The following is a 22,257-nucleotide window of genomic DNA, read 5'->3' as shown; positions in this document are numbered from 1 at the left end:
CCTGCGTTGCCCGCGCGCTGGGCAACCATGACGAATTCTTAACGCATCGGCTCGCTCGTGCTACACGCCCGCCGAGACCGGCCGCAGCCGTACGCGCGCCATCCCGCACTTTTTGAAGAAGCCTCCCAGCCGCCGATGTCGTCACCGGTCGTCACGCGCTTTGCGCCTTCACCCACGGGCTTCCTGCATATCGGGGGAGCGCGTACGGCTCTGTTCAATTGGCTCTACGCCCGACATTTCGGCGGGCGGATGCTGCTGCGCATCGAGGACACCGATCGGGAGCGATCGACGCAAGGGGCGATCGACGCGATCCTCGATGGGATGCGCTGGCTCGGCCTCGATTGGGACGGGGAGGTGATCTATCAGTTCGCCCGCGCCGAACGGCACCGCGAGGTCGCCGAGAGCCTGCTCGCCTCGGGCAACGCCTACCATTGCTACGCCAGCGCCGAGGAGCTGGCGCAAATGCGCGAGACCGCCCGCGCCGAGGGCCGCGCCCCGCGCTATGACGGCCGCTGGCGCGACCGCGACCCGTCCGAGGCGCCCGCCGGCGTGAAGCCGGTGATCCGCCTGCGGGCCCCCAGCGATGGCGAGACCGTGGTCGAGGATGCCGTGCAGGGCCGCGTGACCTGGGCCAACCGCGACCTCGACGATCTCGTGCTGCTGCGCTCCGACGGCACGCCGACCTACATGCTCGCCGTCGTGGTGGACGACCACGACATGGGCGTCACGCAGGTGATCCGCGGCGACGACCACCTCACCAACGCCGCGCGCCAGAGCCAGATCTACCGGGCGCTGGGCTGGGACGTGCCGGCCATGGCGCATATCCCGCTCATTCACGGGGCGGACGGCGCCAAGCTGTCGAAGCGCCACGGTGCGCTCGGCGTCGAGGAGTACCGCGACCGCGGCTACCTGCCGGCGGCGCTGCGCAACTACCTCGTGCGGCTCGGCTGGAGCCACGGCGATCAGGAAGTGTTCTCCACCGAGGAGATGATCGCCGCCTTCGACCTGAAGGCGATCGGCCGCTCGGCGGCGCGGTTCGACTTCACGAAGCTGGAAAGCCTCAACGGGCTCTACATCCGCGGTAGCGACGATGCGGCGCTGGTGGATGCGATCGAGGCGATCCTGCCCGCCCGCGGCCCCGAGCGCGGTCTGCCGACCAAGCTCGAGCCCGCCCTGCGTGAGAAGCTCGTGGCGGCGATGCCGGGCCTGAAGGAGCGCGCCAAGACGCTCGTCGAACTCCTCGACAGCGCCTACTACCTCTACGCCGCCCGGCCGCTCGCCCTCGACGCCAAGGCCGAAGCCCTGCTCGCGGGCGAAGCGCCCGAGCGGCTGCGGGCACTCCTGCCGGCGCTCGAAGCGCTCCCGGACTGGAACGCGGCGACGACGGAGGCTGCGGTGCGACAGTTCGCCGACAGTCAGGGGGTCAAGCTCGGCCAAGTCGCCCAGCCCCTGCGGGCGGCGCTCACGGGGCGTGCCACCTCGCCGCCGGTCTTCGACGTCCTGGCCGTGCTCGGCCGCGACGAAGCGCTCGCCCGCCTCCGGGATCGCCTGCCGGCCTGAACCGTCCACGCGACGGATCCCGACGCAGAGCATCTGGTGCATCGGCCGATGCTGGTGCACCGCATCGCGGTGTCCGCATCCGCCTGAGCCTTGCGACGCCTAAAATGACAATCTAGCGCAAATGACAGCCCACTTTCCGACAGCGGCACATCGTCCGGTCGAGGGCCGGAAAGTCTTGCCTGGGCGCGTGTTTCAGCGTCATCTCCGCTCTTGCAGAGCGTTCAGAATTATCGAGAACTGCGAGGGAGAACGGGTCGGATAGGATTTCATCCCGTTCGTGGGGTGACAGATCCAGCCTGTTTTTCGCATATGCGAAGAGACCGGGAGCAGCCCACCGTTGCTGGGCGCCGACCGATCCGCTAACCCGGTGCTTCAGTGAGCGGGCGCAGTGCTCTGCTGCGGCGCCACAACGGAGCGGGAGGCCTTGTCTTCCGCTCCAGTGCTGTTCCCGTCGCGAGAAAGGGTCCGCGATCCCATGAGCGCTTCCGCCAGCACCATCATCGTGGGCGACAAAAACGTCGAACTGCCCATCAAGACCGGAACGATCGGCCCCGACGTGGTCGATATCGGGAAGCTCTACGCCCAGACCGGCAAGTTCACCTTCGATCCGGGCTTCACCTCGACCGCCTCCTGCGAATCGAAGATCACCTATATCGACGGCGACGAGGGCGTGCTGCTCTATCGCGGCTACCCGATCGAGCAACTCGCCGAGAACGGCGACTTCCTCGAGACCGCCTACCTGATGCTGTTCGGCGAGCTGCCCAGCTCGGCCCAGAAGGCGGATTTCGATTACCGGGTCACGCGCCACACCATGGTGCACGACCAGATGAACCGCTTCTTCCAGGGTTTCCGCCGCGACGCCCACCCGATGGCGGTGATGGTGGCCTGCGTCGGCGCGCTCTCGGCCTTCTACCACGACTCGACCGACATCTCGGACGAGCAGCAGCGGATGATCGCCTCGCTGCGCATGATCGCGAAGATGCCGACGCTGGCGGCGATGGCCTACAAGTACACGATCGGCCAGCCCTTCGTGTATCCGAAGAACGACCTCGATTACACCTCGAACTTCCTGCGGATGTGCTTTGCCGTTCCGTGCGAAGAATACGTCGTCAACCCGATCTATGCCCGCGCGCTGGACAAGATCTTCATCCTGCACGCCGACCACGAGCAGAACGCCTCGACCTCGACGGTGCGTCTCGCCGGTTCCTCGGGCGCCAACCCGTTCGCCTGCATCGCCGCCGGCATCGCCTGCCTGTGGGGACCGGCCCATGGCGGCGCCAACGAGGCGGCGCTTAAGATGCTCATGGAGATCGGGCATCCCGAGAACGTGCAGAAATACGTCGCCAAGGCGAAGGACAAGAACGATCCCTTCCGCCTGATGGGCTTCGGCCACCGGGTCTACAAGAACTACGACCCGCGTGCGCGCATCATGCAGAAGACCACCCACGAGGTTCTGAACGAACTCGGGATCAAGGACGATCTGCTGGAGGTCGCCGTCCAGCTCGAGAAGATCGCCCTCGAGGACGAGTACTTCATCGAGAAGAAGCTCTACCCGAACATCGACTTCTACTCGGGCATCACCCTCAAGGCGCTCGGCTTCCCGACCTCGATGTTCACGGTGCTGTTCGCGCTGGCCCGCACCGTCGGCTGGATCGCGCAATGGGCCGAGATGATCGAGGATCCGTCCCAGAAGATCGGTCGCCCGCGCCAGCTCTATATCGGCCCGGATCGCCGCGACTACACGCCGATCGGCCAGCGGAGCTGAGCTGAGAGTGCCTCGCAAAACTCCCGATCTCTGACCGTTCTCCCTCTGACGAGGACGGCGGAGCGGGAGGTTTGTGAGAGACACTCAAGGGCGCCTCCGGACCCAGCGGTCCGGAGGCGCACGATGTCAGAGCTTGAGATCGCGCTTCAGGCGCATGACCACGCGATCCAGAGCACCGAGAAAGGCCGAGCGGTCCTTCGGTGAGAACGGCCTCGGACCGCCGGTGATCGCGCCGGCCTCCCGCAAATCCTGCATCAGGTTGCGGGTCGCGAGCGCGAGACCGACCGACGATTCCGTGAAGGTTTTGCCGTTCGGCGCGAGCGCGACGGCGCCCGCCTTCACGCAGCGGCTCGCGAGCGGCACGTCGGCCGTGATCACGATGGCGCCACGGCTCGCCCGCTCGGCGATCCAGTCATCGGCCGCATCGAACTTGTCCCCGACGACGACCCGCTCGATCCAGGGCTCGCGCGGCAGGTTCAGGAAGCTGTTCGAGACGACGAAGACGTGAAGGCCGTAGCGCCCGGCGACGCGGTACACCTCGTCCTTCACCGGGCAGGCGTCGGCATCGACGTAGATCGCGATTCTCGGTGTCGTCGCTTCCTCGCTCATGCCGCCCGCCGTGCCTCCAAAACGATCCGGGCCGCCGCCCGGCTCGGTTCCTCGTCGCCGGGCAGCCGCATCCGGCCGTCGATGCGGGCCAGCGCGTCGAGCTGCGTCCGGCGGGCGGGGCCGCCCGCGAGAAGCGGCGCCAGCGTCCCGGCCAGCCGCTCCGGTGTGCAATCGGCCTGCACGAATTCCGGCATGGCGTTCTCGGACAGGATGAGGTTCGGCAGCACGATCGTCGGCACTTGGATGAGCCGCCGGGCGATGACCTCCTCGACCCGCGACACCTTGTAGGCCACCACCATCGGCACGCCGGCGAGCGCGAGTTCGAGCGTCACGGTGCCGGAGGCCGCGAGCGCGGCCCGCGCCCGGCGGAAGGTCGCGTATTTGTCGGCCTCCCCGTGGACGATCCGCGGATGCCGCTCCCAGGCGGCGGCGAGCCGTTCGATCAGGGCGCGGTGACGGCTCACCGCCGGCAGTTCGATCTCGAACGGGCCGACCCGCTGGCTGAGTTCGGCGATCGCCCGCCCGAAGACCGGCATCAGCCGCTCGATCTCCGAGCGGCGCGAGCCCGGCAGCACGGCGAGGAGAGGTGGACGTCCCTCGCGGATCGCGGTCTCGTCGGGGGAGGGGCGCAGCTCGGTCAGACGCTCGATCAGCGGGTGGCCGACATACGAGCAGGGCGGCCCGCCGAGGCGGCGATGCGCCTCCGGTTCGAAGGGGAGGAGGGCGAGCACGTGGTCGATGAAGGGCACCATGCCCTTGGCCCGCCAGGGCCGCCACGCCCAGACGCTCGGCGAGACGTAGTCGACGATCGGCAGATCCGGCAGGCGCTTGCGCACGCGGGTCGCGACCGCGTGGGTGAAGCCGGGGCTGTCGATGATGACGAGCACGTCGGGCCGGCCCGCCACGACGTCGTCCACCGTCTCGCGGATGCGCCGCAGCAGGGTGCGGGCGCGGGCGAGCACGGGGAGGTAACCCATCACCGCCACATCATCGATGGGGAAGAGCGAGCGGAAGCCCTCCGCCTCCATCGCCTCCCCGCCGACGCCGCCGAGCGTCAGGGGCGCCGGCGACAACGCCCGCAGCGCCCGGATCAGCTTGGCGCCGAGCTGGTCGCCGGAATCCTCGCCCACCACGAGCCAGATCCGCCGATGCGTCACGGGGCGACCTCCACGCCGATCAGGAACAGGCCTGCCGCATCCGCGGCCGCGACCGTCGCCGCACCGTCGATCACCAGGGTATGGCCGGCGCCGATGGCGATGCCGGCGCAGCCGGCCTCCGCGGCACGGCGCACGGTGCGCGGGCCGATGGCCGGCAGATCGATCCGCAGATCCTGGCCGAGCTTCGGTAGCTTGACGAGCACCGTCCCCTTCGCAGGCGTACCGCGGCCGAACGGCTTGCGGTTGAGCGCACGGGCGCGGGCGAGCATGCGGTCCGTGCCCTCGGGTCCCTCGACGGCGATGACGCGCTCGCCCGCCACCACGGCCGCCTGACCCACATCGAACGGGCTCAGGGCGCCGAGCATGGCACGGCCCGTGGCGATCGAGAGGGTCGCGTCGGAATCCGGTTCCACCTGGCCGAGCCGGCCGAGCCGGCCGAGCAAGTCGGGCGCGACCTCGTGAACGCCGAGCACACGGTGCCCGTTCTCCTCGAGCAGCGAGAGCACGGCCCGCAGGAGCCGGTCGTCACCGCCGGCCAGGCTTTTCAGGATATCGCGGTTGCGCACCGCATGCGCCGCGTTGAGCAGGGCGGCCGGGCTCGGGCGGGTGACGCCGCCGGCCGGTACCACGGCGGCGGGGGCCCACTCCCTCAGGATGCGCAGGGTGCCGGGGATATCGAGGAGATCGACCACCGCGTCCGCGCGCCGCCGCATCGCCCGCTCGGTGAAACCGCGCACGGCCAGGATCCGGAACGGCCGCCGCGCCCGATCGAGGGAGGCCGCGACGAGTTCCGGCAGGTGGCCCGCGCCGGCCACCAGGGCGAGGGGTCGGGCCGGATCGATCACGGCGGGCCGCCTCAGGCCGCCGCGGAGACGGGGCGGGGCGTGCAGATCGAGCGCTTACCGCCCGCGCGGATGAAGGAGAGGATTTCGTGGATCGCCGGATGGGTATCGAACTCGGCGGCCACGTCCTCGACGCGCTCCATCAGCGTGCCCTCCTGGGCGAAGAGCAGCCGATAGGCCCGGCGCAGGGCGTGGATGTCCTCGCGCGAAAAACCGCGGCGTTGCAGGCCGATGATGTTGAGCCCGGAGAGGTAGGCGCGGTTGCCGAGCACCATGCCGTAGGGAATGCAGTCGTTCTCCAACCCCGAGAGGCCGCCGACGAAGGCGTGATCGCCGACGCGGGCGAACTGGATCACCGCCGCACCGCCCCCGAGGATGGCGTAGTTGCCGACCGTGCAATGGCCGGCGAGCATGACGTTGTTGGAAAAGATGACGTGGTCGCCGACCCGGCAATCGTGGCCGACATGGCTGTTGGCGAGAAACGCGCAGCCGTTGCCGACCACCGTTTCCAGACCGCCGCCGGCGGTGCCGGGGTTCATCGTCACGCCTTCGCGGATCAGGCAATCGGAGCCGACCGCCAACGTCGAGGGCTCGCCGCGGAACTTCAGATCCTGCGGCGGATGGCCAATCGAAGCGAAGGGATAGATCCGAGTGCGCGCGCCCACCGTGGTCCGGCCGGCGACCACGACGTGGCTGACGAGTTCGCAGCCATCCCCCAGCACGACGTCGGGCCCGATATGGCAGAACGGGCCGATCCGCACGCCGTCCCCGAGCCGGGCGCCGTCCTCGACGACGCTGCTCGGATGGATCCCGTCCCGCACTGCGTTCACTCCGTCACCAGCATGGCACCGATCTCGGCCTGGGCGACGAGCGCGCCGTCGACGCGGGCCTCGCCGCGGAACCACCACATGGTCTTGCGCTGGTTCATCTTCGTCATGTGGAAGCGCACTTGGTCACCGGGCACGACGGGCTTGCGGAACTTGCACTTGTCGATGGTCATGAAGAAGACCTGCTTGGTCTTCAGGTCGTCATTCATGATGTGGCGGCAGCAGATCGCGCCCGCGGTCTGGGCCATGCCTTCGATCAGCAGCACGCCGGGGAAGACCGGCAGGCCGGGGAAGTGCCCGGTAAATTGCGGCTCGTTCGCCGTGACGTTCTTGATGCCGATGCAGCTCTCGTCCCGGTCGATCTCGATGATGCGGTCGATCATCAGGAAGGGATAGCGGTGGGGCAGTAGTTCCAGCACTTTCTGGATATCGGCCGAACCCAGCTCCCGCGTCTCACTCATCGGTCCCAACGCTCCCCGCCCATGCTTGCCCGGCGGCGTCCGCCGCACGGTCCCGTGCCTTTTGCCGGTGAAGGCCGCCCTCTTCGGCAGAAAATCAGGCGGATGCAAGACTTTTGCGCCGTTGGGGCCACAACCAGCGGCACCGGCCGCGATGGCAACTCAGACGATCCGCCGATCCAGCCGGATGATGCGGCACGGGTCGCCCGTCTTGGCGGGGCTCGCATGCGGCGGACGGACCAGCAGGGCCTCGCTGGTGCCGAGCACCGAGAGCATCGAGGAATCCTGGCGGGCCTCGGGGTGGACGACCGGCAACCGGTCCGGCGCCGTATCGAGGCGGGCGCGCAGATAGTCCTGGCGGGCGTCGTTCTCCGGCATGTCGCGGCCGAGAAGCGCCGGCTCGCTGCGGTCCTCGCCCGCGCGGGGATCGCCGAGGAGCGCGCGGATCGCCGGCACCACGAAGAGGAGGCCGCAGACGATCGAGGAGACGGGATTGCCCGGCAGGCCGATCACCGCCATGGGCCCGAGCCGCCCGTGCATCAGCGGCTTGCCGGGGCGGAGCGCCACCCGCCAGAAGCCGAGTTCCAGCCCCTCGGCACCGAGCGCCGCCTGGACGAGGTCGTGATCGCCGACCGAGGCGCCACCAAGCGTCACCAGAAGATCGGCCTCGGCCGACCGCGCACGGCCGACCGCCTCGCGCAAGGCGCCGAGCTCGTCCGTGACGATGCCGAGCTCGATGACCTCCGCGCCGGCCTCCAGGCTCAGCGCTCCGAGCGCGAGACCGTTCGAGGCGACGATCTGGTCCCACGCCGCCGGCTCGCCCGGCCGCACCAATTCGTCACCGGTCGCGAGGACGGCGACCCTGGGCTTGCGCCGCACGGGCAACACGGCATGGCCGGCGCTGGCCGCCAGGGCGAGGCGGCGCGCGTCGAGGACCTCGCCGGCCCGCACCAGCGTCTCGCCCTCGCGGAAATCGAGGCCGGCGCGGCGCAGGAAGCGGCCCGCCGCCACCGGCTCGCGGGCGGTGACGGTCTCGCCCTCGGCCTCGGCGTTCTCTTGGATCAGGATCGCATCGGCGCCTTCGGGAACCGGTGCGCCGGTGAAGATGCGGACGGCCTCGCCCGCGGCCAATGTCCCGGAAAATCCGTGGCCGGCCGCGCTGGTGCCGATCAGGCGCAGGCGCGCCGGCACGGTCGCCACGTCGGCGGCGCGCACGGCGTAGCCGTCCATGGCGGAGGCCGGGAAGGGCGGCTGGGTCCGCCGGGCGGTCAGGTCGGCGGCCAGGGTGCGGCCGGCGCCCTGCGCGATGGGGATATCCTCCACCGCGACCGGGCCGGGGATGGCGGCGAGGATCTTTGCGAGCGCCTCAGCAACCGAGAGCAGGCTCATGAGCCGGCGTTCCATGCGCCGGACTTGCCGCCCTCCTTCGACAGGAGGCGGATGCCCTCGATGCGCATGCCGCGGTCGGCGGCCTTCACCATGTCGTAGACCGTCAGGCAAGCGACCGAGACGGCGGTCAGCGCCTCCATTTCGACGCCGGTCTGGCCCTGCACCTTCACCTCCGCAGTCAGGCGCAGGCCGGGAAGGGCGTCGTCGGGCTCGCAGGTGAGCCGCACCTTGGTGATCAGCAGCGGGTGGCAGAGCGGGATCAGCTCGTGCGTTCGCTTGGCGGCCATGATGCCGGCGAGCCGGGCGGTGCCGATGACGTCGCCCTTCTTGGCGTCGCCCTCGCGGATCAGCGCCAGGGTCTCGGGCTGCATCACCACCACGCCCTCGGCCACGGCCGTGCGCGACGTCGCGGCCTTGTCCGAGACATCGACCATGTTGGCCGCGCCGGTCCGGTCGATATGGGTGAGGGTGGCGCCGCTCACCGGTCCCGATCCCCGAACAGCAGGGACCGTGTCGCCGCAGTCACGTCGTCCTGCCGCATCAGGCTCTCGCCGACGAGGATGGTATCGAGCCCGTGCTGCTTCAGCCGCAGCACGTCGGCATGTCCACCAATGCCGCTCTCGGCCACCGCGATCCGATTGGCGGGGATGCCGGGCTTCAGGGTGATCGCCGTCTCGAACGACACCTCGAAGGTCTTGAGGTTGCGGTTGTTGACGCCGACCAGACGGGTGCCGAGCGGCAGGGCCCGCTCCAGCTCCTGCGCGTCGTGGACCTCGACCAGCACATCCATGCCGAGATCATGCGCGGTCTCGGTGATGTCGGCGGCCTCCGCGTCATCGAGGCAGGCCATGATGACGAGGACGCAATCGGCGCCCCAGGCGCGAGCCTCGTAGACCTGATACGGCTCGAACATGAAGTCTTTTCGCAGAACCGGCAGGCCGCAGGCCGCGCGCGCCTCGATCAGGAAGTCCGGCGCCCCCTGGAAGGACGGCGTGTCGGTCAGCACCGACAGGCAGGTGGCGCCGCCCTTGGCGTAGGCCTTGGCCAGCGTCTTCGGGTCGAAATCGGCGCGGATCAGCCCCTTGGAGGGCGAGGCCTTCTTGATCTCGGCAATCAGGGCGGGACGGCCTTCCGCGATATGCCGGGCGATGGCGTCGGCGAAGCCGCGCGGCGGCTCGGCCTTGGCGACCTGCTTTTCCAGCTTGGCCAGCGGCACGCGCAGCTTCGCCTCGGCGATCTCGCGGCGCTTGTAGGCCTCGATCCGCGCCAGCACGCTCGCCCGTTCCGGGGCGGGCCCGGCGGTCACGTCGGCGACGATATCGTCCATCGGGTTGTCCTTAGAACCGTTCGAAGCCGTCTATCACGCATTGGACACGGCGACGAGGCGCGCCAGCGTGCCCCGCGCCGCGCCGGAATCGATCGCGCCTTGCGCCCGCGCGACGCCTTCGGCGAGCGTGCCGGCGGCCCCCGCCACCACGAGGCCGGCGCCGGCGTTCAGCACGGCGATGTCGCGGTAGGCGTTGCGGGCGCCCTCCAGCACGGCGCCGAGCGCGGCGGCGTTGTGCTCGGGGTCGCCCCCGCGCAGGTCGTCCAGGGTCGCGAGCGGCAGGCCGACCTCGCGCGGATCGAGGGTGAAGTGCGTCAGCGCGCCAGCCTCCAGCGCCACCACGGCGGTGGGGCCGGTGGTGGTGATCTCGTCGAGCCCGTCGGAGCCGTGCACGGTCCAGACCCGCTGGCTGCCGAGCGTGGCCAGCACCCGCGTCAGCGGCTCGGCCCAGGCCGGGCGCGAGACGCCGAACACCTGCGCGGTGACCCCGGCCGGATTTGAGAGCGGCCCGAGCATGTTGAAGATGGTGCGGAACGGCAGCTCTGTGCGCACCGGCGCGACATGGCGCATGGCGCCGTGATGCGTCTGCGCGAACATGAAGCAGAGCCCCGCCTCTGACAGGCAGCGCGCCAGGGCCTCGGGGGGCAAGCCGATCTTGACGCCGAGGGCCGCCAGTACGTCGGCGGCGCCGGAGCGCGAGGTGGCGGCGCGGTTGCCGTGCTTGGCCACGGGCACGCCGCAGGCGGCGGTGAGAATCGCGGCCAGCGTCGAGACGTTGTAGCTGCCCGAATGGTCCCCCCCGGTGCCGACGATGTCGATGGCGCCCGCGGGTGCGGCCACCGGCAGCATCCGCGCGCGCATCGCCGAGACCGCGCCGACGATCTCCTCCTCGCTCTCGCCGCGCACGGAGAGGGCGGTGAGGAAGGCGCCCGCCTGGATCGGCGTGACCTCGCCCGAGAGCAGGTCATCGAAGGCGGCGCGGGCCTGCTCGCGGCTCAGCGAGGCGCCGGCCGCGACGGTCGCGAGATGGGTTTTGAAGGACTCCATGGGTCCGTGATCATCCGCTGGAAGCCCTCTCACCTTCGCGGACGAGGGTGGCCCGCGAGCCGGGTCGGGCGAGGGGAGGGCTCCGCGTAATTCGGAACGCCTCGCTCCCCTTCCGCCTCTCATCCGCGAGGCACCTTCACCCGCGAAAGGGAGAGGGAATAGGGTGTGCCCCGTCAATGCACGCCGAGGCCGGGCTTGTCACGCTCGGGCGGCCGACTCCTTGCGCCACGCCGCGGCGATGTCGAGGAAGTTGCGTAAGATCTGCGTGCCGTGGTTCGAGAGGATGCTCTCGGGATGGAACTGCACGCCGTGGACCGGCAGTTCCAGGTGCTGGAGCCCCATTATGAGCCCGTCGGCCTCTGCCGTCACCGCGAGATCCTGCGGGCAGCTTGCACGGTCGACCACCAGCGAGTGGTAGCGCGTGGCGGCGAAACCCTCGTTGATGCCGCGGAACACACCCTTCGCCTCGTGACGGATGGTGGAGACCTTGCCGTGCATGGGGGAGGGCGCACGCACCACGTCACCGCCATAGGCCTGCCCGATGGTCTGGAGCCCAAGACACACGCCGAAGATCGGGATCTCGGAGCCCAGTTCCCGCACCGCATCGAGGCAGATGCCGGCCTCGTTCGGGGTGCACGGCCCCGGCGAGAGCACAAGCGCGTCGGGCGCCCGCGCACGGATGCCGGCGACATCGATCTGATCGTTGCGCACCACGTCGATCCGACCGCAGAGCGGGCCGATCAGGTGGACGAGATTCCAGGTGAAGGAATCGTAATTGTCGATGACGAGGACGTTGGACATGGCCGCCGGCTTTGCGGAGTGACCCGGCCGATGTGACCCCTGATCGAGCCGGGGTCAACGGGTTCCCGGAGCGCACCGCGGACCCGGTCCCGCGCTCCACGGGATCGACGTGGCCGGAGTCGGGGAAACCCATTCCCGGGAGTGGAGCAAGAGCGCGCTTCACAAACTGAGTATTCAAAGAAAAGAGCTCGGGAGAGAAACCGCATCTTAAAACTCGGATCCCATCATTTGTTTGGATGAATAATAATCTCACGTCATGATCGGAAAGACCTCGTGCGCCTACTTAACGATCTCAAGTTGCCCCTGAAGCTCGCGATCCCGATCGGCCTTCTGATCTGCCTGAGTTCCGGCCTCGTGGTCACGGCCAAATCCGGCATCGACGGGACGCTCGAACGGGTGACGCGGCTCACCGACTACACCCTTCGGCGCCGTATCGCGGTCAGCGACTTCGATCGCGCGGCCAAGGACGTGACGATCCACGAGAAGAGCATCATCATCGCCACCGATCCGGCCGAGGTGACGAAGACGAAGGCGCTTCTGGAAGCGAGCCGGGCGGAGATTTTTCGGCAGATCGACATGATCCTCGCGGCGGCCGAGACGAGCGAGCTGCACAAGCGTTACACGGAGACCCGGAGCGTCGTGAGCGCCTATCTGCAGGCGGTCGACAGGAGCATCGAGCGCGCTCTGCAGGGCGACCTGAAGGGGGCAATTGCCATCTCCAACAGCGAGGGGCGGGCCGCGCGCCAGCGCCTCGAGGAGCGCCTGTCGTCCCACCTCAGCGTGAACGCGGCCACCACCGAGGCCACGATCCGCGCGGTCAAGGAGGAAGGCCGCGCGACCACGACGCGCCTCATCATCGGGGCCATCACGGGTGTCGGGGTGCTGGCCTCGCTGGCGGGCCTGATCACCGTGTTCGGCATCGCACGCCCGATCCGCCGGGCCATTCGGGCGACCGAGCGGCTCGCCGCCGGCGACCTCGCCACGCCCGTGGATGACGTGGCGCGGCGCGACGAAATCGGTGCCCTCAACCGGGCGCTCACGGTGTTCAAGGACAGCGCGCTGGCCCGGCAACGGCTCGAGGCCGAACAGAGCCGTGAGACCGCGGCCAAGATGGTGCGCGCCGAGCGGCTCGACGCGGTGACCCGCGCCTTCGAGACCGATGCCACCCGGATGACCAGCGGCCTCAACACGGCCGCCGCCGACATGGAGGTGACCGCCCGCTCCATGAGCGGAATCGCCGACCAGACGACCACGCAGGCGATGGCGGTGTCCTCGACCGCGACGCAGACCGCGGCCAACGTCCAGACCGTCGCCGCCTCCACGGAGGAATTGTCGGCCTCGATCGCCGAGATCACCGCCCAGGTCGCCCACTCCATCAGCCTGATCGGGGCAGCGGTCGAGCGTGTCGCCGAGACCGACGCGACCATTCACGCCTTGAGCGAAACGGCCGAACGCGTCGGCGCGGTGGTGGCCATGATCTCGGGCATCGCCGGTCAGACCAACCTGCTGGCGCTCAACGCCACGATCGAGGCGGCCCGCGCCGGCGCCGCCGGCCGCGGCTTCGCGGTCGTCGCCACCGAGGTGAAGGACCTTGCGGCCCGAACCGGACAGGCGACGGAGGAGGTCTCCGCCCAGATCGGCGCGATCCAGAACGCGACCAAGGCGGCCGTCGCCGCCGTCCGCGCCATCGGCGGGCAGATCGCCAGCCTCGAACAGGTCTCGACCAGCATCGCGGCGGCCATGGAGGAGCAGGAGGCTGCGACCCGCGAGATCGCCCGAAACGTTCAGGAGGCGGCGCGCGGCACCGAACAGGTCACCGGCAGCGTCTCCGGCATGCGGCAAGGCGCGGGCGAGACCGGGTCGGCGGCGACGCAGGTGCTCGGAGCGGCCCGCCAGCTCGCCCGCGATTCGGAAGGGCTCGGCCGCACGGTCGCGAACTTCCTCGCGGACGTGAAGGCGGCCTGAGGCTGCCGAGACACGGCCCCCGCCGCAGCGCGGGGGCGCAGGCCTGCTTTCGCCGCAGCCACTATTGCCCGCGCTTGGCCCGGCTCGCGAACTGCACCGCATCCTCCGCGGCTCGGAACAACGCCTTGGCCTTGTTCACGCATTCCTGCTGCTCGGAGTGCGGATCGGAATCGTAGACGATGCCCGCACCCGCCTGCACATGCATGCGGCCGTCCTTCACGATGGCCGTGCGCAGGACGATGCAGGTGTCCATCTCGCCGCGCGCGCCGAAATAGCCGATGCAGCCGCCATAGGGGCCGCGCTTCTCGCGCTCCAGCTCGTCGATGATCTCCATCGCCCGCACCTTCGGCGCGCCCGAGACGGTGCCGGCGGGAAAGCCGGCGGCCAGGGCCGAGAGCGCGTCGTGAGCGGGGTCGAGGTCGCCCTCGACGTTCGAGACGATGTGCATGACCTGGGAATAGTATTCGAGGAAGAACGAGTCGGTGACGGTGACGGTGCCGATCTTCGAGACGCGGCCGACATCGTTGCGGCCGAGATCGAGCAGCATCAGGTGCTCGGAGCGCTCCTTCGGGTCGGCCAGGAGTTCGTCGGCCAGCGCCCGGTCCTCGGCCGGTGTGGCGCCGCGCCGCCGTGTGCCGGCGATCGGGCGGATCGTCACCTTGCCCTCGCGCACCCGCACGAGGATCTCAGGCGACGAGCAGACGACCTGAAACGCCTCGAAATCGAGGTAGCACAGGAACGGCGCCGGGTTGGTGCGGCGAAGAGAGCGGTAGAGTGCAAGGGCGGGCAGGGTGAACGGCGCCTCGAAGCGCTGCGACAGCACCACTTGGAAGATGTCGCCCGCGACGATGTACTCCTTGGCCTTGGCCACCATGCCGAGGAACGCGTCCGGCTCGGTGTTCGAGACCGGAGAGGGCAGGGGAAGGCTCGAGACGTCGAGGCGCGCCTCGACCGGCAGCGGGCCTTCGAGGGCTTCCGCCACCCGGTCGAGCCGGGCCTGCGCGGCTTCCAGCGCGGCGCGGGCGCTCACACCGTCGGTTGGACGCACGGGGGTGACGACGGTGAGCGCGTCGGCCACCGCGTCGAACACCACCATCACGCGCGGGCGCATCAGGATCGCATCCGGCACGCCGAGCGGATCGGGGTTCGGCTCCGGCAGCCGCTCCATGGCGCGGACCATGTCGTAGCCGAGATAGCCGAACAGGCCGGCGGCCATCGGCGGCAGCGCGGCGCTTTCGGCGTCGTCGCCCACGGCGCTCTCGGCGATCAGCGCACGCAGCGAGGCGAGCGGCGCCCGCTCGTCGGCCACGAACTCCGCGAGGCCCGCGTCGCGGGCGATCTCGGTGCGCCCGTCGCGGCAGCGCCAGATCAGGTCGGGGTCGAGCCCGATCATCGAGTAGCGCCCGCGCACCGCGCCGCCCTCGACCGATTCGAGCAGGAAGCCGGGGCCGGCATGGACCGCCTTCAGCTTGAGGAAGGCCGCGACCGGCGTCTCCAGATCGGCCACCAGGGTGAGGCCGAGCAGGCTTGCCCGTCCGGCCTCGTAGGCGCGCGCTACGGCCTCGTGCGCAGGCTCGGTCATCGGGGGCCTCTCAGTACTCGCCGCCGAGCGCCCGCCGCAGGGCGGTCTGGTTCACGTTGACGCCGGCGCTCTTCTGCACCTCGGCGATGAACTCGCCGAGCACGTCGTCGGCGAGCGCCGTGCGCAGCGAGGTCACGAGTTGCCCGTCGCTCGGCGTGCCCGGCACGAAAGCCGGCATCGTGGCGGCCGTCACCTTGAACACCGCGCGTCCCTCGCCGGCGGGCGCCGAGGCTGCCTTGCCCACCGGGGTGGTGAAGATGCGCTCGACGATCTCGGTCGAGAGGTCGTCCTTCGCTTGGTTGCGGCCGATCTCGGTGATCGTCTTCAGCGGCACGCCCGCCTCCTGTGCCACGGTCTCGATGGCCTCACCCTTGTCGAGGCGCTCGGTCAGCTCCTTCGACTTGGCCACGAGGCGCTTCTCGATCTCGGCCGCGGTCCAGCCCTTCACGACCTCGTCGCGGACCTCCACCAGCGGCTTCTCGTGCGAAGGGTCGATCTTGACGACGTCGTACCAGATCGCGCCCCCGGTCTTGGTGCGCAGCACCTCGGTGTCGTTGCCGACATCGGCGCGGAAGGCGGCCGGCAGCGTGGTCTCCTTGTCCGGAATGCCGGCGACCGGCTGGCCGGAGGGGTCGTTGCCCTGCGCATCCACCGCCGGAATGCTTAGCAGCGTCAGGCCCTGGTCCCCGGCGATTTCGGCGAGCGGCTTGGCGGAGGCGCGGGCATCCTCGATGGCATCCTGCGCCTTGTCGAAGCCGCCGTCACGCACGCGCTTCAGCGCGATCTCCTTGCGGATCTCGTCCTTGACCTCGTCGAACGGCTTGACCGAGCCCGGCTCGATGGCTGTGACACGCAGGAGCACGGTGCCGAAGCGGCCCTTCACCGGCTCGCTCACCTTGCCCTGTTCCAGAGCGAAAGCGGCGTTGCCCACCGCCGGATCGAACAGCTCGGCCTTCGTCATCGTGCCGAGATCGAGCTGCTTCGGGTCGAGGCCACGGTCGGCGGCCACGGTCTCGAACGGCGTCTCGCCGCTCTCGATCTTGGTCCGCGCCTCCGCTGCAGCCGCGTCGTCGGGGAAGCTGATCTGCTGGATCGTACGCCGCTCCGGCTTGCCGAACCGGCCGGGATTGGCCTCGTAAACCTTGCGCGCCTCGTCGTCGGACACCTCGTCGGGCTTCGCCAGCGCGGCGGGGTCGAGCACCAGCAGGTTGAGGCTGCGGTACTCGGGGGCGCGGAACGAGGCCTTGTTGTTCTCGTAGTAGGCGTTGAGCTCTTCGTCGGTCGGGGCCGGGATCTCGCCCGCGGCGGAGGGCGCCAGCGTCAGCACGGCGGCGTCGCGGCGCTCGGTCGAGTAGCGATGCACCGCCTCGCGGATCGCCTGGGGCACCGGCATTTCGGCGACGATCGCATCGGCCAGTTGCAGGCGGGCGATGACCGAGCGCTGCTCGCGCACGAACATCGCCTCGTTCAGGCCCGCCCGCTGGAGCGTCTGAAAGAACAGCACCCGGTCGAAGCTGCCATTGGCATTCTTGAAGCTCGGCTCGTCCTGGATCGCCCGCAGCACCGTCGCGTCGGAGACCGCGAGTCCGAGATCCGTGGTCTTCTGGTCGAGCGCCGCCTCGGTGATGAGTTGCGCCAGCACCTGGCGTTCCAGGCCCATCGCCCGCGCCTGGTCCGGCGTCAGCGTCCGCTTGAGCTGCGCCTGATAGCGCTGGAGCTGGTTCTGGTAGGCGGTGCGAACTTCCTCGGCCGAGATCGGCGTCTTGCCGACGGTGGCGACCGCCGTGGTCGATCCGCCGCGGAAAAACTCCTCCACACCGAAGATCGCGACGCCCGCGATCAGGAAGGTGAAGATCACCGACAGCACGACCTTGCCGAGCCAATGCTGGCTGGCACTGCGAATGGACTGGAGCATCGGACGCCCGGGCCTAGATCTCTACGGTCCCTGCCCGCAGGGGCGGGGAACAAATTCGAGCCCCGCGATAGACGATCGGGGCGGCGGCGCAAAGGGCATGTCGATTGCACGCCGACCGCCGGGGGCGACCGCCCAAAGGTCGTTTGCGCGCCCAAGCTTGCTCTGCTAGGTGCGCCGACAAAGTTGTAGCCATCCATCGAGACACGGAGAAGCAGGACGCCATGGCAAGCGAGGGACGCCGTCCGCTGGTTGCCGGCAACTGGAAGATGAACGGTCTGCTCTCCTCGGTTCCGACCGTCGAGGCGATCCGCGACGGGCTTTCGCCGGCCCTCGCGGACAAGATCGACGTACTGATCTGCCCGCCCGCGACGCTGATCTCCTCCTGCGTGGCGGCGGTCTACGGCTCCGTGGTCGCCATCGGCGGCCAAAACCTGCACGCCCGGCCGAGCGGCGCCTTCACCGGTTCGATCTCGGCGGAGATGTTCGCCGATCTCGGCGCCACCTACGTCATCGTCGGCCATTCCGAGCGGCGCGCCTACCACTACGAGACCGATGACGGCGTCCACGCCAAGGCGCTGGGCGCCCGCCGCGCCGGCCTGCGCGGCATCATCTGCGTCGGCGAGACCATGGAGGAGCGCGAGCAGGGCCGGGCGCTCGACATCGTGCGTGCGCAGCTCGCCATCGGCCTGCCGAAGGGCGCGACCGGCGCCGACACGGTGATCGCCTACGAGCCGGTCTGGGCGATCGGCTCGGGCCGCACGCCGACGGCCAAGGAGATCGCCGAGGTCCATGCCAGCTTGCGCGAGATGCTCGACAAGCTCGCCGGCGACGAGGCGCACAAGATCCGCATCCTCTACGGCGGCTCGGTGAAGCCCTCGAATGCCCGCGAACTGATGGCGGTGGAGAACGTCGACGGCGCGCTGGTCGGCGGCGCCAGCCTCGTGGCGGAGGACTTTTTGGGGATCTGCCGCGCTTACGAGGGGTGAGCCCTTCGCGGCATTGCCACGCCGTCAGTCTCCTGCGACCGGGGCTGCTCGGCGCCCGGCGGCTTCTTTGGGCGATCGGAACCATCCCCGTTCCCCTGGCGGTCACGGCAGCGCAGGGCGCAGCGATCACGGCGCCGGGCGGATGTCGGCTGACCGTCGAGATCCCCAAGGGTTTTTCGGCCCAGCTACGCGGCGGCGACATCACCCTGCAGCCGATCGGGCAGGAGGGCCGGCGCAGCGTGGTCGAGATCAGGCTGACGCCCGGACACGGACGAGACGCGGCCGTCTTGACGGAGCGCCGGCCGCTCGGTGCGACGATCGTCCGCTACCGGGTGACACGCGAGACCGGGGGATCGGGGGGCGAGGAGACGACACTCGTCGCGGAGGCCGAGCGTGCGGGCGGTGTCGTCCGTCTCGAAGCCTCGGTGCAGCGGGACGATGGCACCGAGCCGGATTTCGAACCGGCATGGGCCGCCCTCGCAACGGCGCGCTGCACCGAGATACGCTGAGCCGCCGACCTGCCGGCCCGCTCAATGTCTCTCACAAAACGCCCGCCGCGCTGTCATCGCAGAGCGATAATGGTCAGAGACCACGAGTTGTGTGAGGCACTCTAAAGCGCGTCGGGACCGCTCAGAACGCTGCCGAAATGATGCCGCCAGAGTTCGGTCCCGAGCGAGGCCGAACGGTCGAGGGACGACCCGACGCTGAGCCATGGCAGCAGGGTCGGTCGCAGCCCGGCATCGAACAGCATGAAGCCGGCGGCAAGGCAGCAAGTCTCCGTCTGCACGCCGCAGACGAGGACGCGCTCGATGTCGAGCGCCCTCAAATGGTCGATCAGCGCGGGCGGCGGCAGGTAGCCGTGCTTGACGAAAACCCGGTCGGCCGGGACGAGCGACTCCTCATCCGTCGGCGGCGCCCAGCCGAGCTGCGCCCTGAACGGTGTAACCGCCTCGTCGTGCCGCTCGACGGTCGCGACCGTGTGCAGCGTCCGGCTCAGCGCGGTGATGTCCGCGACGATCGTGTCGGCCACGCGAAAGCTCGCCTGGACATCGACGACGAGGAGGGCCTGCCGGTCCCGCCGCACGGAGCGCGCCGGGTCCATGCTCAGTCCGCCCGGGCCGGTGCCTTCGCCACCGCCTCTTTGGTGCGCTCGATCATCGAGAGCACCGCGACGTAGAAGGCCTGCTGCAACGGGCTCATCGCGTCCGGCCGGATCCGGTCGGAGAGCGCGGCCTGCAGCGCATCCATTGCCTGCGCCCGCCCCACCGGGTCGGGCCGCTCCAGGGCGATCCGCAAGAGGTCGCCCTGGACGGCCTCCATCTCCTCGCGGTCGGCGCGGTCGATGAAGGCGGCAAACCGCCCGGCTTCGTGCTGAAAATCGCTCATTCCGACTCCTCGCACGGGCCGTAGCCCTATGACCATGCTCCTGCGGCGTTTTTCCCGCGCGCCGTCTCTATAGGTGCGCGTGGCGGTTCCCGATGCCTCGGCTCGTCCTTCGTATCGGGCGCGCGAGGCGTTTGTCCCGCCCGCTTGCGTGAAGGCCGGTTGGCGCGGGTGGGCAAACGGTGTAGGAGCCCCCACTTCGTGCAGCGGATACGCGGGCGCGCTGCTTTTGCGCGCGACCCATGTCCGGCACACCGACAGCGTCCGCGCGAGCGGGCACCGGAATCGCTATGCAGACCGTCCTCATCGTCGTCCATCTCATCATCGTGCTGGCGCTGATCGCCGTGGTGCTGCTGCAGCGCTCGGAGGGTGGGCTCGGGCTTGGCGGCGGCGGCGGGGGCGGCGTCTCCGGCTTCATGACCGGCCGCGGCCAGGCGAATGCGCTCACCCGCGCGACCGCGATCCTCGCCGCCCTGTTCTTCACCACCAGCATCGCGCTGGCGATCTTGGCCCACCGAAGCGCCGCGCCCCGCTCGATCCTCGACGAGGCCGGGACGCCGCAGGGCCAGACGCAGCAGACCGACAAGCCGGTGAACGCGGACAACCTGCTCGACACGCTGCGCAGCGGCAGCCCGAGCCAGGGCGGCCAGCCGGCCTCGGTCCCGACCGACGCACCGGCCAAGCCGGCGACCCCGGCCCCCGCTCCCGACACGCCCCCGGCCGCACCGGCGACGCCGGACGCGCCGCAATCGCGCTGAGCGCTGCGGTCGAGCCGCATCATCTGCGGATAAGAGCCTTGCGGCCGGCGCATCGGCCGCAGGGACGTGAGAAACGAATTCCTCAACGGCATGAGGGGCCTCGCCCCGTGCCGCCTCCCGCGTGGCCGGCGGGGTGCGGCAATCGTTGCGGTTTGGCGAATCGCTTGAGCCCCTTTATGGACCAAAGCCCATGACGCGGTACGTCTTCATCACCGGCGGCGTGGTTTCCTCCCTCGGCAAGGGTCTCGCCTCCGCCGCCCTCGCGGCGCTGCTCCAGGCGCGCGGCTACCGGGTGCGCCTGCGCAAGCTCGACCCCTATCTCAACGTCGATCCGGGCACGATGAGCCCGACGCAGCACGGCGAGGTGTTCGTCACCGACGACGGCGCCGAGACCGACCTCGATCTGGGCCATTACGAGCGCTTCACCGGCCTGCCGGCCTCGCGGGCCGACAACGTCACCACGGGGCGGATCTACCTCGACATCATCACCAAGGAGCGGCGGGGCGACTATCTCGGCGCCACGATCCAGGTGATCCCGCACGTTACCAACGCCATCAAGGCGTTCGTCCTCGACGGCAACGACGACTACGACTTCGTGCTGGTCGAGATCGGCGGCACGGTCGGCGACATCGAGGGTCTGCCGTTCTTCGAGGCGATCCGCCAGATCGGCCAGGAGCGCCCGCGCGGCAGCGTCTGCTACCTGCACCTCACGCTGCTGCCCTACATCCCGTCCGCCGGCGAATTGAAGACCAAGCCGACGCAGCATTCCGTGAAGGAGCTGCGCTCCATCGGCATCCAGCCCGACATCCTCCTCTGCCGCTGCGACCGGCCGATCCCGCAAGACGAGCGGCGCAAGCTCGGCCTGTTCTGCAACGTGCGGGAGAGCGCCGTCATCGAGGCGCGCGACGTGGACACGATCTACGCCGTGCCGCTCTCCTACCGCGAGGCGGGACTCGACCGGGAGATCCTGGCGCATTTCCAGATGGAACCCGAGAGCCAGCCCAAGCTCGACCGCTGGCAGGACATCCTCGAGCGGGTGCGCAACCCCGAGGGCGAGGTCACCATCGCCATCGTCGGCAAGTACACGGGCCTCAAGGACGCCTACAAGTCGCTCACCGAGGCGCTGACCCACGGCGGGATCGCCAACAACGTGCGCGTCAACCTCGAATGGATCGAGGCTGAGGTATTCGAGCGCGAGGACCCCGCCCCCTTCCTCGAAGGCCTGCACGGTATCCTCGTGCCCGGCGGCTTCGGCCAGCGCGGCGCCGAGGGCAAGATCCGCGCGGCCCGCTACGCGCGCGAGCGCAACATCCCCTATTTCGGCATCTGCTTCGGCATGCAGATGGCGGTGATCGAGGCCGCGCGCTCGCTCGCCGGGATCGAGGGCGCCAACTCAACCGAGTTCGGCGCGACCGAGGAGCCGGTGGTCGGCCTCCTCACCGAATGGATGCGCGGCAACGAGCTGGAGCGGCGCGCGGCCGAGAGCGATCTCGGCGGCACCATGCGGCTCGGCGCCTACAAGGCGACGCTCCATCCGGACACCAAGATCGCGCAGATGTACGGCGGCACCGAGATCTCGGAGCGGCACCGCCACCGCTACGAGGTCAACATGGCCTATCGCGCGTGCCTGGAAGCCAAGGGCCTGCGTTTCTCCGGAACCTCGCCGGACGGGCTCCTGCCCGAGACCGTCGAGCACGTGGGCCATCCGTGGTTCATCGGCGTGCAGTTCCACCCGGAGCTGAAGTCGCGCCCGTTCGAGCCGCACCCCCTGTTCAAGGGGTTCATCGCCGCCGCGATCGAGCAGAGCCGCCTGGTCTGATCTGAGCTTTACCTCCTATTGTTACCCAGCCGTCGGTGACGTCAACGCGATTTATAGGTTTAAATTC

21 protein-coding genes are annotated in these 22,257 nt (G+C 69.6%); 7 read left to right on the top strand and 14 right to left on the bottom strand.

All coding sequences use genetic code 11. The features are described 5' to 3' along the window. Nucleotides 1-135 precede the first annotated feature (135 nt). Both gltX and gltA read left to right on the top strand, forming a co-directional pair. Entirely contained in the window at nt 136-1,560 is a 1,425-nt protein-coding gene (gltX, locus tag Y590_RS23195; RefSeq protein WP_060771925.1) for a glutamate--tRNA ligase, read from the top strand. A 475-nt stretch (nt 1,561-2,035) separates the two neighbouring features. Continuing rightward, nucleotides 2,036-3,325, top strand: a complete 1,290-nt coding sequence (gltA, locus tag Y590_RS23190; RefSeq protein WP_060771924.1) for a citrate synthase — start codon at nt 2,036-2,038, stop codon at nt 3,323-3,325. Nucleotides 3,326-3,451: 126 nt separating this feature from the next. Here the strand turns inward: gltA and Y590_RS23185 are convergent, their stop codons facing one another. The 10 genes from Y590_RS23185 to Y590_RS23140 all read right to left on the bottom strand — a co-directional run bounded on the left by Y590_RS23185 (nt 3,452) and on the right by Y590_RS23140 (nt 11,782). Continuing rightward, a complete protein-coding gene (locus Y590_RS23185) occupies nt 3,452-3,934 on the bottom strand; it encodes a YaiI/YqxD family protein (protein ID WP_060771923.1) in 483 nt (160 codons plus the stop codon). Further along, on the bottom strand, nt 3,931-5,091 hold the full coding sequence (gene lpxB, locus Y590_RS23180) for a lipid-A-disaccharide synthase (protein WP_060771922.1): 1,161 nt from the start codon (nt 5,089-5,091) through the stop codon (nt 3,931-3,933). The genes Y590_RS23185 and lpxB overlap by 4 nt, the downstream gene beginning before the upstream one ends. Continuing rightward, entirely contained in the window at nt 5,088-5,936 is an 849-nt protein-coding gene (locus Y590_RS23175) for an LpxI family protein (RefSeq protein WP_060771921.1), read from the bottom strand. The genes lpxB and Y590_RS23175 overlap by 4 nt, the downstream gene beginning before the upstream one ends. Nucleotides 5,937-5,947: 11 nt before the next feature. Then, nucleotides 5,948-6,754, bottom strand: a complete 807-nt coding sequence (gene lpxA / locus Y590_RS23170) for an acyl-ACP--UDP-N-acetylglucosamine O-acyltransferase (protein ID WP_060772429.1) — start codon at nt 6,752-6,754, stop codon at nt 5,948-5,950. 5 nt (nt 6,755-6,759) lie between these two features. Further along, nucleotides 6,760-7,221, bottom strand: a complete 462-nt coding sequence (gene fabZ / locus Y590_RS23165; RefSeq protein WP_003603892.1) for a 3-hydroxyacyl-ACP dehydratase FabZ — start codon at nt 7,219-7,221, stop codon at nt 6,760-6,762. Nucleotides 7,222-7,380: 159 nt separating this feature from the next. Further along, the gene (locus Y590_RS23160; protein WP_060772428.1) at nt 7,381-8,607 is read right to left on the bottom strand and encodes a molybdopterin molybdotransferase MoeA; all 1,227 of its coding nucleotides are present in this window, start codon (nt 8,605-8,607) and stop codon (nt 7,381-7,383) included. Continuing rightward, a complete protein-coding gene (moaC, locus tag Y590_RS23155; RefSeq protein WP_060771920.1) occupies nt 8,604-9,089 on the bottom strand; it encodes a cyclic pyranopterin monophosphate synthase MoaC in 486 nt (161 codons plus the stop codon). Before moaC ends, Y590_RS23160 begins: the two co-directional genes overlap by 4 nt. Beyond that, nucleotides 9,086-9,934 (bottom strand): indole-3-glycerol phosphate synthase TrpC, encoded by an 849-nt coding sequence (trpC, locus tag Y590_RS23150; RefSeq protein ID WP_060771919.1) that lies wholly within the window; start codon nt 9,932-9,934, stop codon nt 9,086-9,088. Before trpC ends, moaC begins: the two co-directional genes overlap by 4 nt. A gap of 33 nt (nt 9,935-9,967) precedes the next feature. Next, complete coding sequence (trpD, locus tag Y590_RS23145; RefSeq protein ID WP_060771918.1) at nt 9,968-10,981, bottom strand: anthranilate phosphoribosyltransferase; 1,014 nt, start codon at nt 10,979-10,981, stop codon at nt 9,968-9,970. Between the two features lie 198 nt (nt 10,982-11,179). Then, nucleotides 11,180-11,782 carry an anthranilate synthase component II gene (locus tag Y590_RS23140; RefSeq protein WP_060771917.1) on the bottom strand — a complete coding sequence of 201 codons (603 nt, stop codon included), beginning with the start codon at nt 11,780-11,782 and terminating at the stop codon, nt 11,180-11,182. A gap of 273 nt (nt 11,783-12,055) precedes the next feature. Here Y590_RS23140 and Y590_RS23135 point away from each other — a divergent pair, with 273 nt between their 5' ends. Continuing rightward, a complete protein-coding gene (locus Y590_RS23135) occupies nt 12,056-13,747 on the top strand; it encodes a methyl-accepting chemotaxis protein (protein ID WP_060771916.1) in 1,692 nt (563 codons plus the stop codon). A gap of 61 nt (nt 13,748-13,808) precedes the next feature. Here Y590_RS23135 and trpE read toward each other — a convergent pair whose 3' ends face one another. Beyond that, nucleotides 13,809-15,329 carry an anthranilate synthase component I gene (gene trpE, locus Y590_RS23130; protein ID WP_060771915.1) on the bottom strand — a complete coding sequence of 507 codons (1,521 nt, stop codon included), beginning with the start codon at nt 15,327-15,329 and terminating at the stop codon, nt 13,809-13,811. A 10-nt stretch (nt 15,330-15,339) separates the two neighbouring features. Then, nucleotides 15,340-17,244 carry a peptidylprolyl isomerase gene (locus Y590_RS23125; RefSeq protein ID WP_060771914.1) on the bottom strand — a complete coding sequence of 635 codons (1,905 nt, stop codon included), beginning with the start codon at nt 17,242-17,244 and terminating at the stop codon, nt 15,340-15,342. A 221-nt stretch (nt 17,245-17,465) separates the two neighbouring features. Here Y590_RS23125 and tpiA point away from each other — a divergent pair, with 221 nt between their 5' ends. After that, nucleotides 17,466-18,230 (top strand): triose-phosphate isomerase, encoded by a 765-nt coding sequence (gene tpiA, locus Y590_RS23120; protein WP_060771913.1) that lies wholly within the window; start codon nt 17,466-17,468, stop codon nt 18,228-18,230. Further along, entirely contained in the window at nt 18,227-18,739 is a 513-nt protein-coding gene (locus tag Y590_RS23115; RefSeq protein WP_286161813.1) for a Tsi3 family protein, read from the top strand. Before tpiA ends, Y590_RS23115 begins: the two co-directional genes overlap by 4 nt. A gap of 101 nt (nt 18,740-18,840) precedes the next feature. Here Y590_RS23115 and Y590_RS23110 read toward each other — a convergent pair whose 3' ends face one another. Together Y590_RS23110 and Y590_RS23105 are read right to left on the bottom strand one after the other, a co-directional pair. After that, nucleotides 18,841-19,332: an isochorismatase family protein gene (locus Y590_RS23110; RefSeq protein ID WP_060771912.1), complete on the bottom strand. Its 492-nt coding sequence runs from the start codon at nt 19,330-19,332 to the stop codon at nt 18,841-18,843. A 2-nt stretch (nt 19,333-19,334) separates the two neighbouring features. Further along, on the bottom strand, nt 19,335-19,616 hold the full coding sequence (locus Y590_RS23105; RefSeq protein ID WP_060771911.1) for a hypothetical protein: 282 nt from the start codon (nt 19,614-19,616) through the stop codon (nt 19,335-19,337). A 287-nt stretch (nt 19,617-19,903) separates the two neighbouring features. On the opposite strand from Y590_RS23105, the gene secG reads away from it, so the two are divergent. Both secG and pyrG read left to right on the top strand, forming a co-directional pair. Then, nucleotides 19,904-20,371 (top strand): preprotein translocase subunit SecG, encoded by a 468-nt coding sequence (gene secG, locus Y590_RS23100; RefSeq protein ID WP_060771910.1) that lies wholly within the window; start codon nt 19,904-19,906, stop codon nt 20,369-20,371. Between the two features lie 190 nt (nt 20,372-20,561). Beyond that, on the top strand, nt 20,562-22,190 hold the full coding sequence (pyrG, locus tag Y590_RS23095; RefSeq protein WP_060771909.1) for a CTP synthase: 1,629 nt from the start codon (nt 20,562-20,564) through the stop codon (nt 22,188-22,190). Nucleotides 22,191-22,257 lie beyond the last annotated feature (67 nt).

The sequence above is a fragment of the Methylobacterium sp. AMS5 genome, from assembly GCF_001542815.1.
Lineage (GTDB): Bacteria > Pseudomonadota > Alphaproteobacteria > Rhizobiales > Beijerinckiaceae > Methylobacterium.
The sequence above is the reverse complement of the archived record's forward strand: the minus strand, read 5'-3'. Positions and strand labels throughout refer to the sequence as shown.

Excerpts from the sequence above, each read along its gene's own strand:
- fabZ (WP_003603892.1), bottom strand. The coding sequence starts at position 7,221 with ATGAGTGAGACGCGGGAGCTGGGTTCGGCCGATATCCAGAAAGTGCTG.
- gltX (WP_060771925.1), top strand. The coding sequence starts at position 136 with ATGTCGTCACCGGTCGTCACGCGCTTTGCGCCTTCACCCACGGGCTTC.
- Y590_RS23105 (WP_060771911.1), bottom strand. The coding sequence starts at position 19,616 with ATGAGCGATTTTCAGCACGAAGCCGGGCGGTTTGCCGCCTTCATCGAC.
- Y590_RS23185 (WP_060771923.1), bottom strand. The coding sequence starts at position 3,934 with ATGAGCGAGGAAGCGACGACACCGAGAATCGCGATCTACGTCGATGCC.
- secG (WP_060771910.1), top strand. The coding sequence starts at position 19,904 with ATGCAGACCGTCCTCATCGTCGTCCATCTCATCATCGTGCTGGCGCTG.
- Y590_RS23110 (WP_060771912.1), bottom strand. The coding sequence starts at position 19,332 with ATGGACCCGGCGCGCTCCGTGCGGCGGGACCGGCAGGCCCTCCTCGTC.
- trpE (WP_060771915.1), bottom strand. The coding sequence starts at position 15,329 with ATGACCGAGCCTGCGCACGAGGCCGTAGCGCGCGCCTACGAGGCCGGA.
- Y590_RS23140 (WP_060771917.1), bottom strand. The coding sequence starts at position 11,782 with ATGTCCAACGTCCTCGTCATCGACAATTACGATTCCTTCACCTGGAAT.
- gltA (WP_060771924.1), top strand. The coding sequence starts at position 2,036 with ATGAGCGCTTCCGCCAGCACCATCATCGTGGGCGACAAAAACGTCGAA.
- Y590_RS23125 (WP_060771914.1), bottom strand. The coding sequence starts at position 17,244 with ATGCTCCAGTCCATTCGCAGTGCCAGCCAGCATTGGCTCGGCAAGGTC.
- trpC (WP_060771919.1), bottom strand. The coding sequence starts at position 9,934 with ATGGACGATATCGTCGCCGACGTGACCGCCGGGCCCGCCCCGGAACGG.
- tpiA (WP_060771913.1), top strand. The coding sequence starts at position 17,466 with ATGGCAAGCGAGGGACGCCGTCCGCTGGTTGCCGGCAACTGGAAGATG.
- Y590_RS23160 (WP_060772428.1), bottom strand. The coding sequence starts at position 8,607 with ATGAGCCTGCTCTCGGTTGCTGAGGCGCTCGCAAAGATCCTCGCCGCC.
- trpD (WP_060771918.1), bottom strand. The coding sequence starts at position 10,981 with ATGGAGTCCTTCAAAACCCATCTCGCGACCGTCGCGGCCGGCGCCTCG.
- pyrG (WP_060771909.1), top strand. The coding sequence starts at position 20,562 with ATGACGCGGTACGTCTTCATCACCGGCGGCGTGGTTTCCTCCCTCGGC.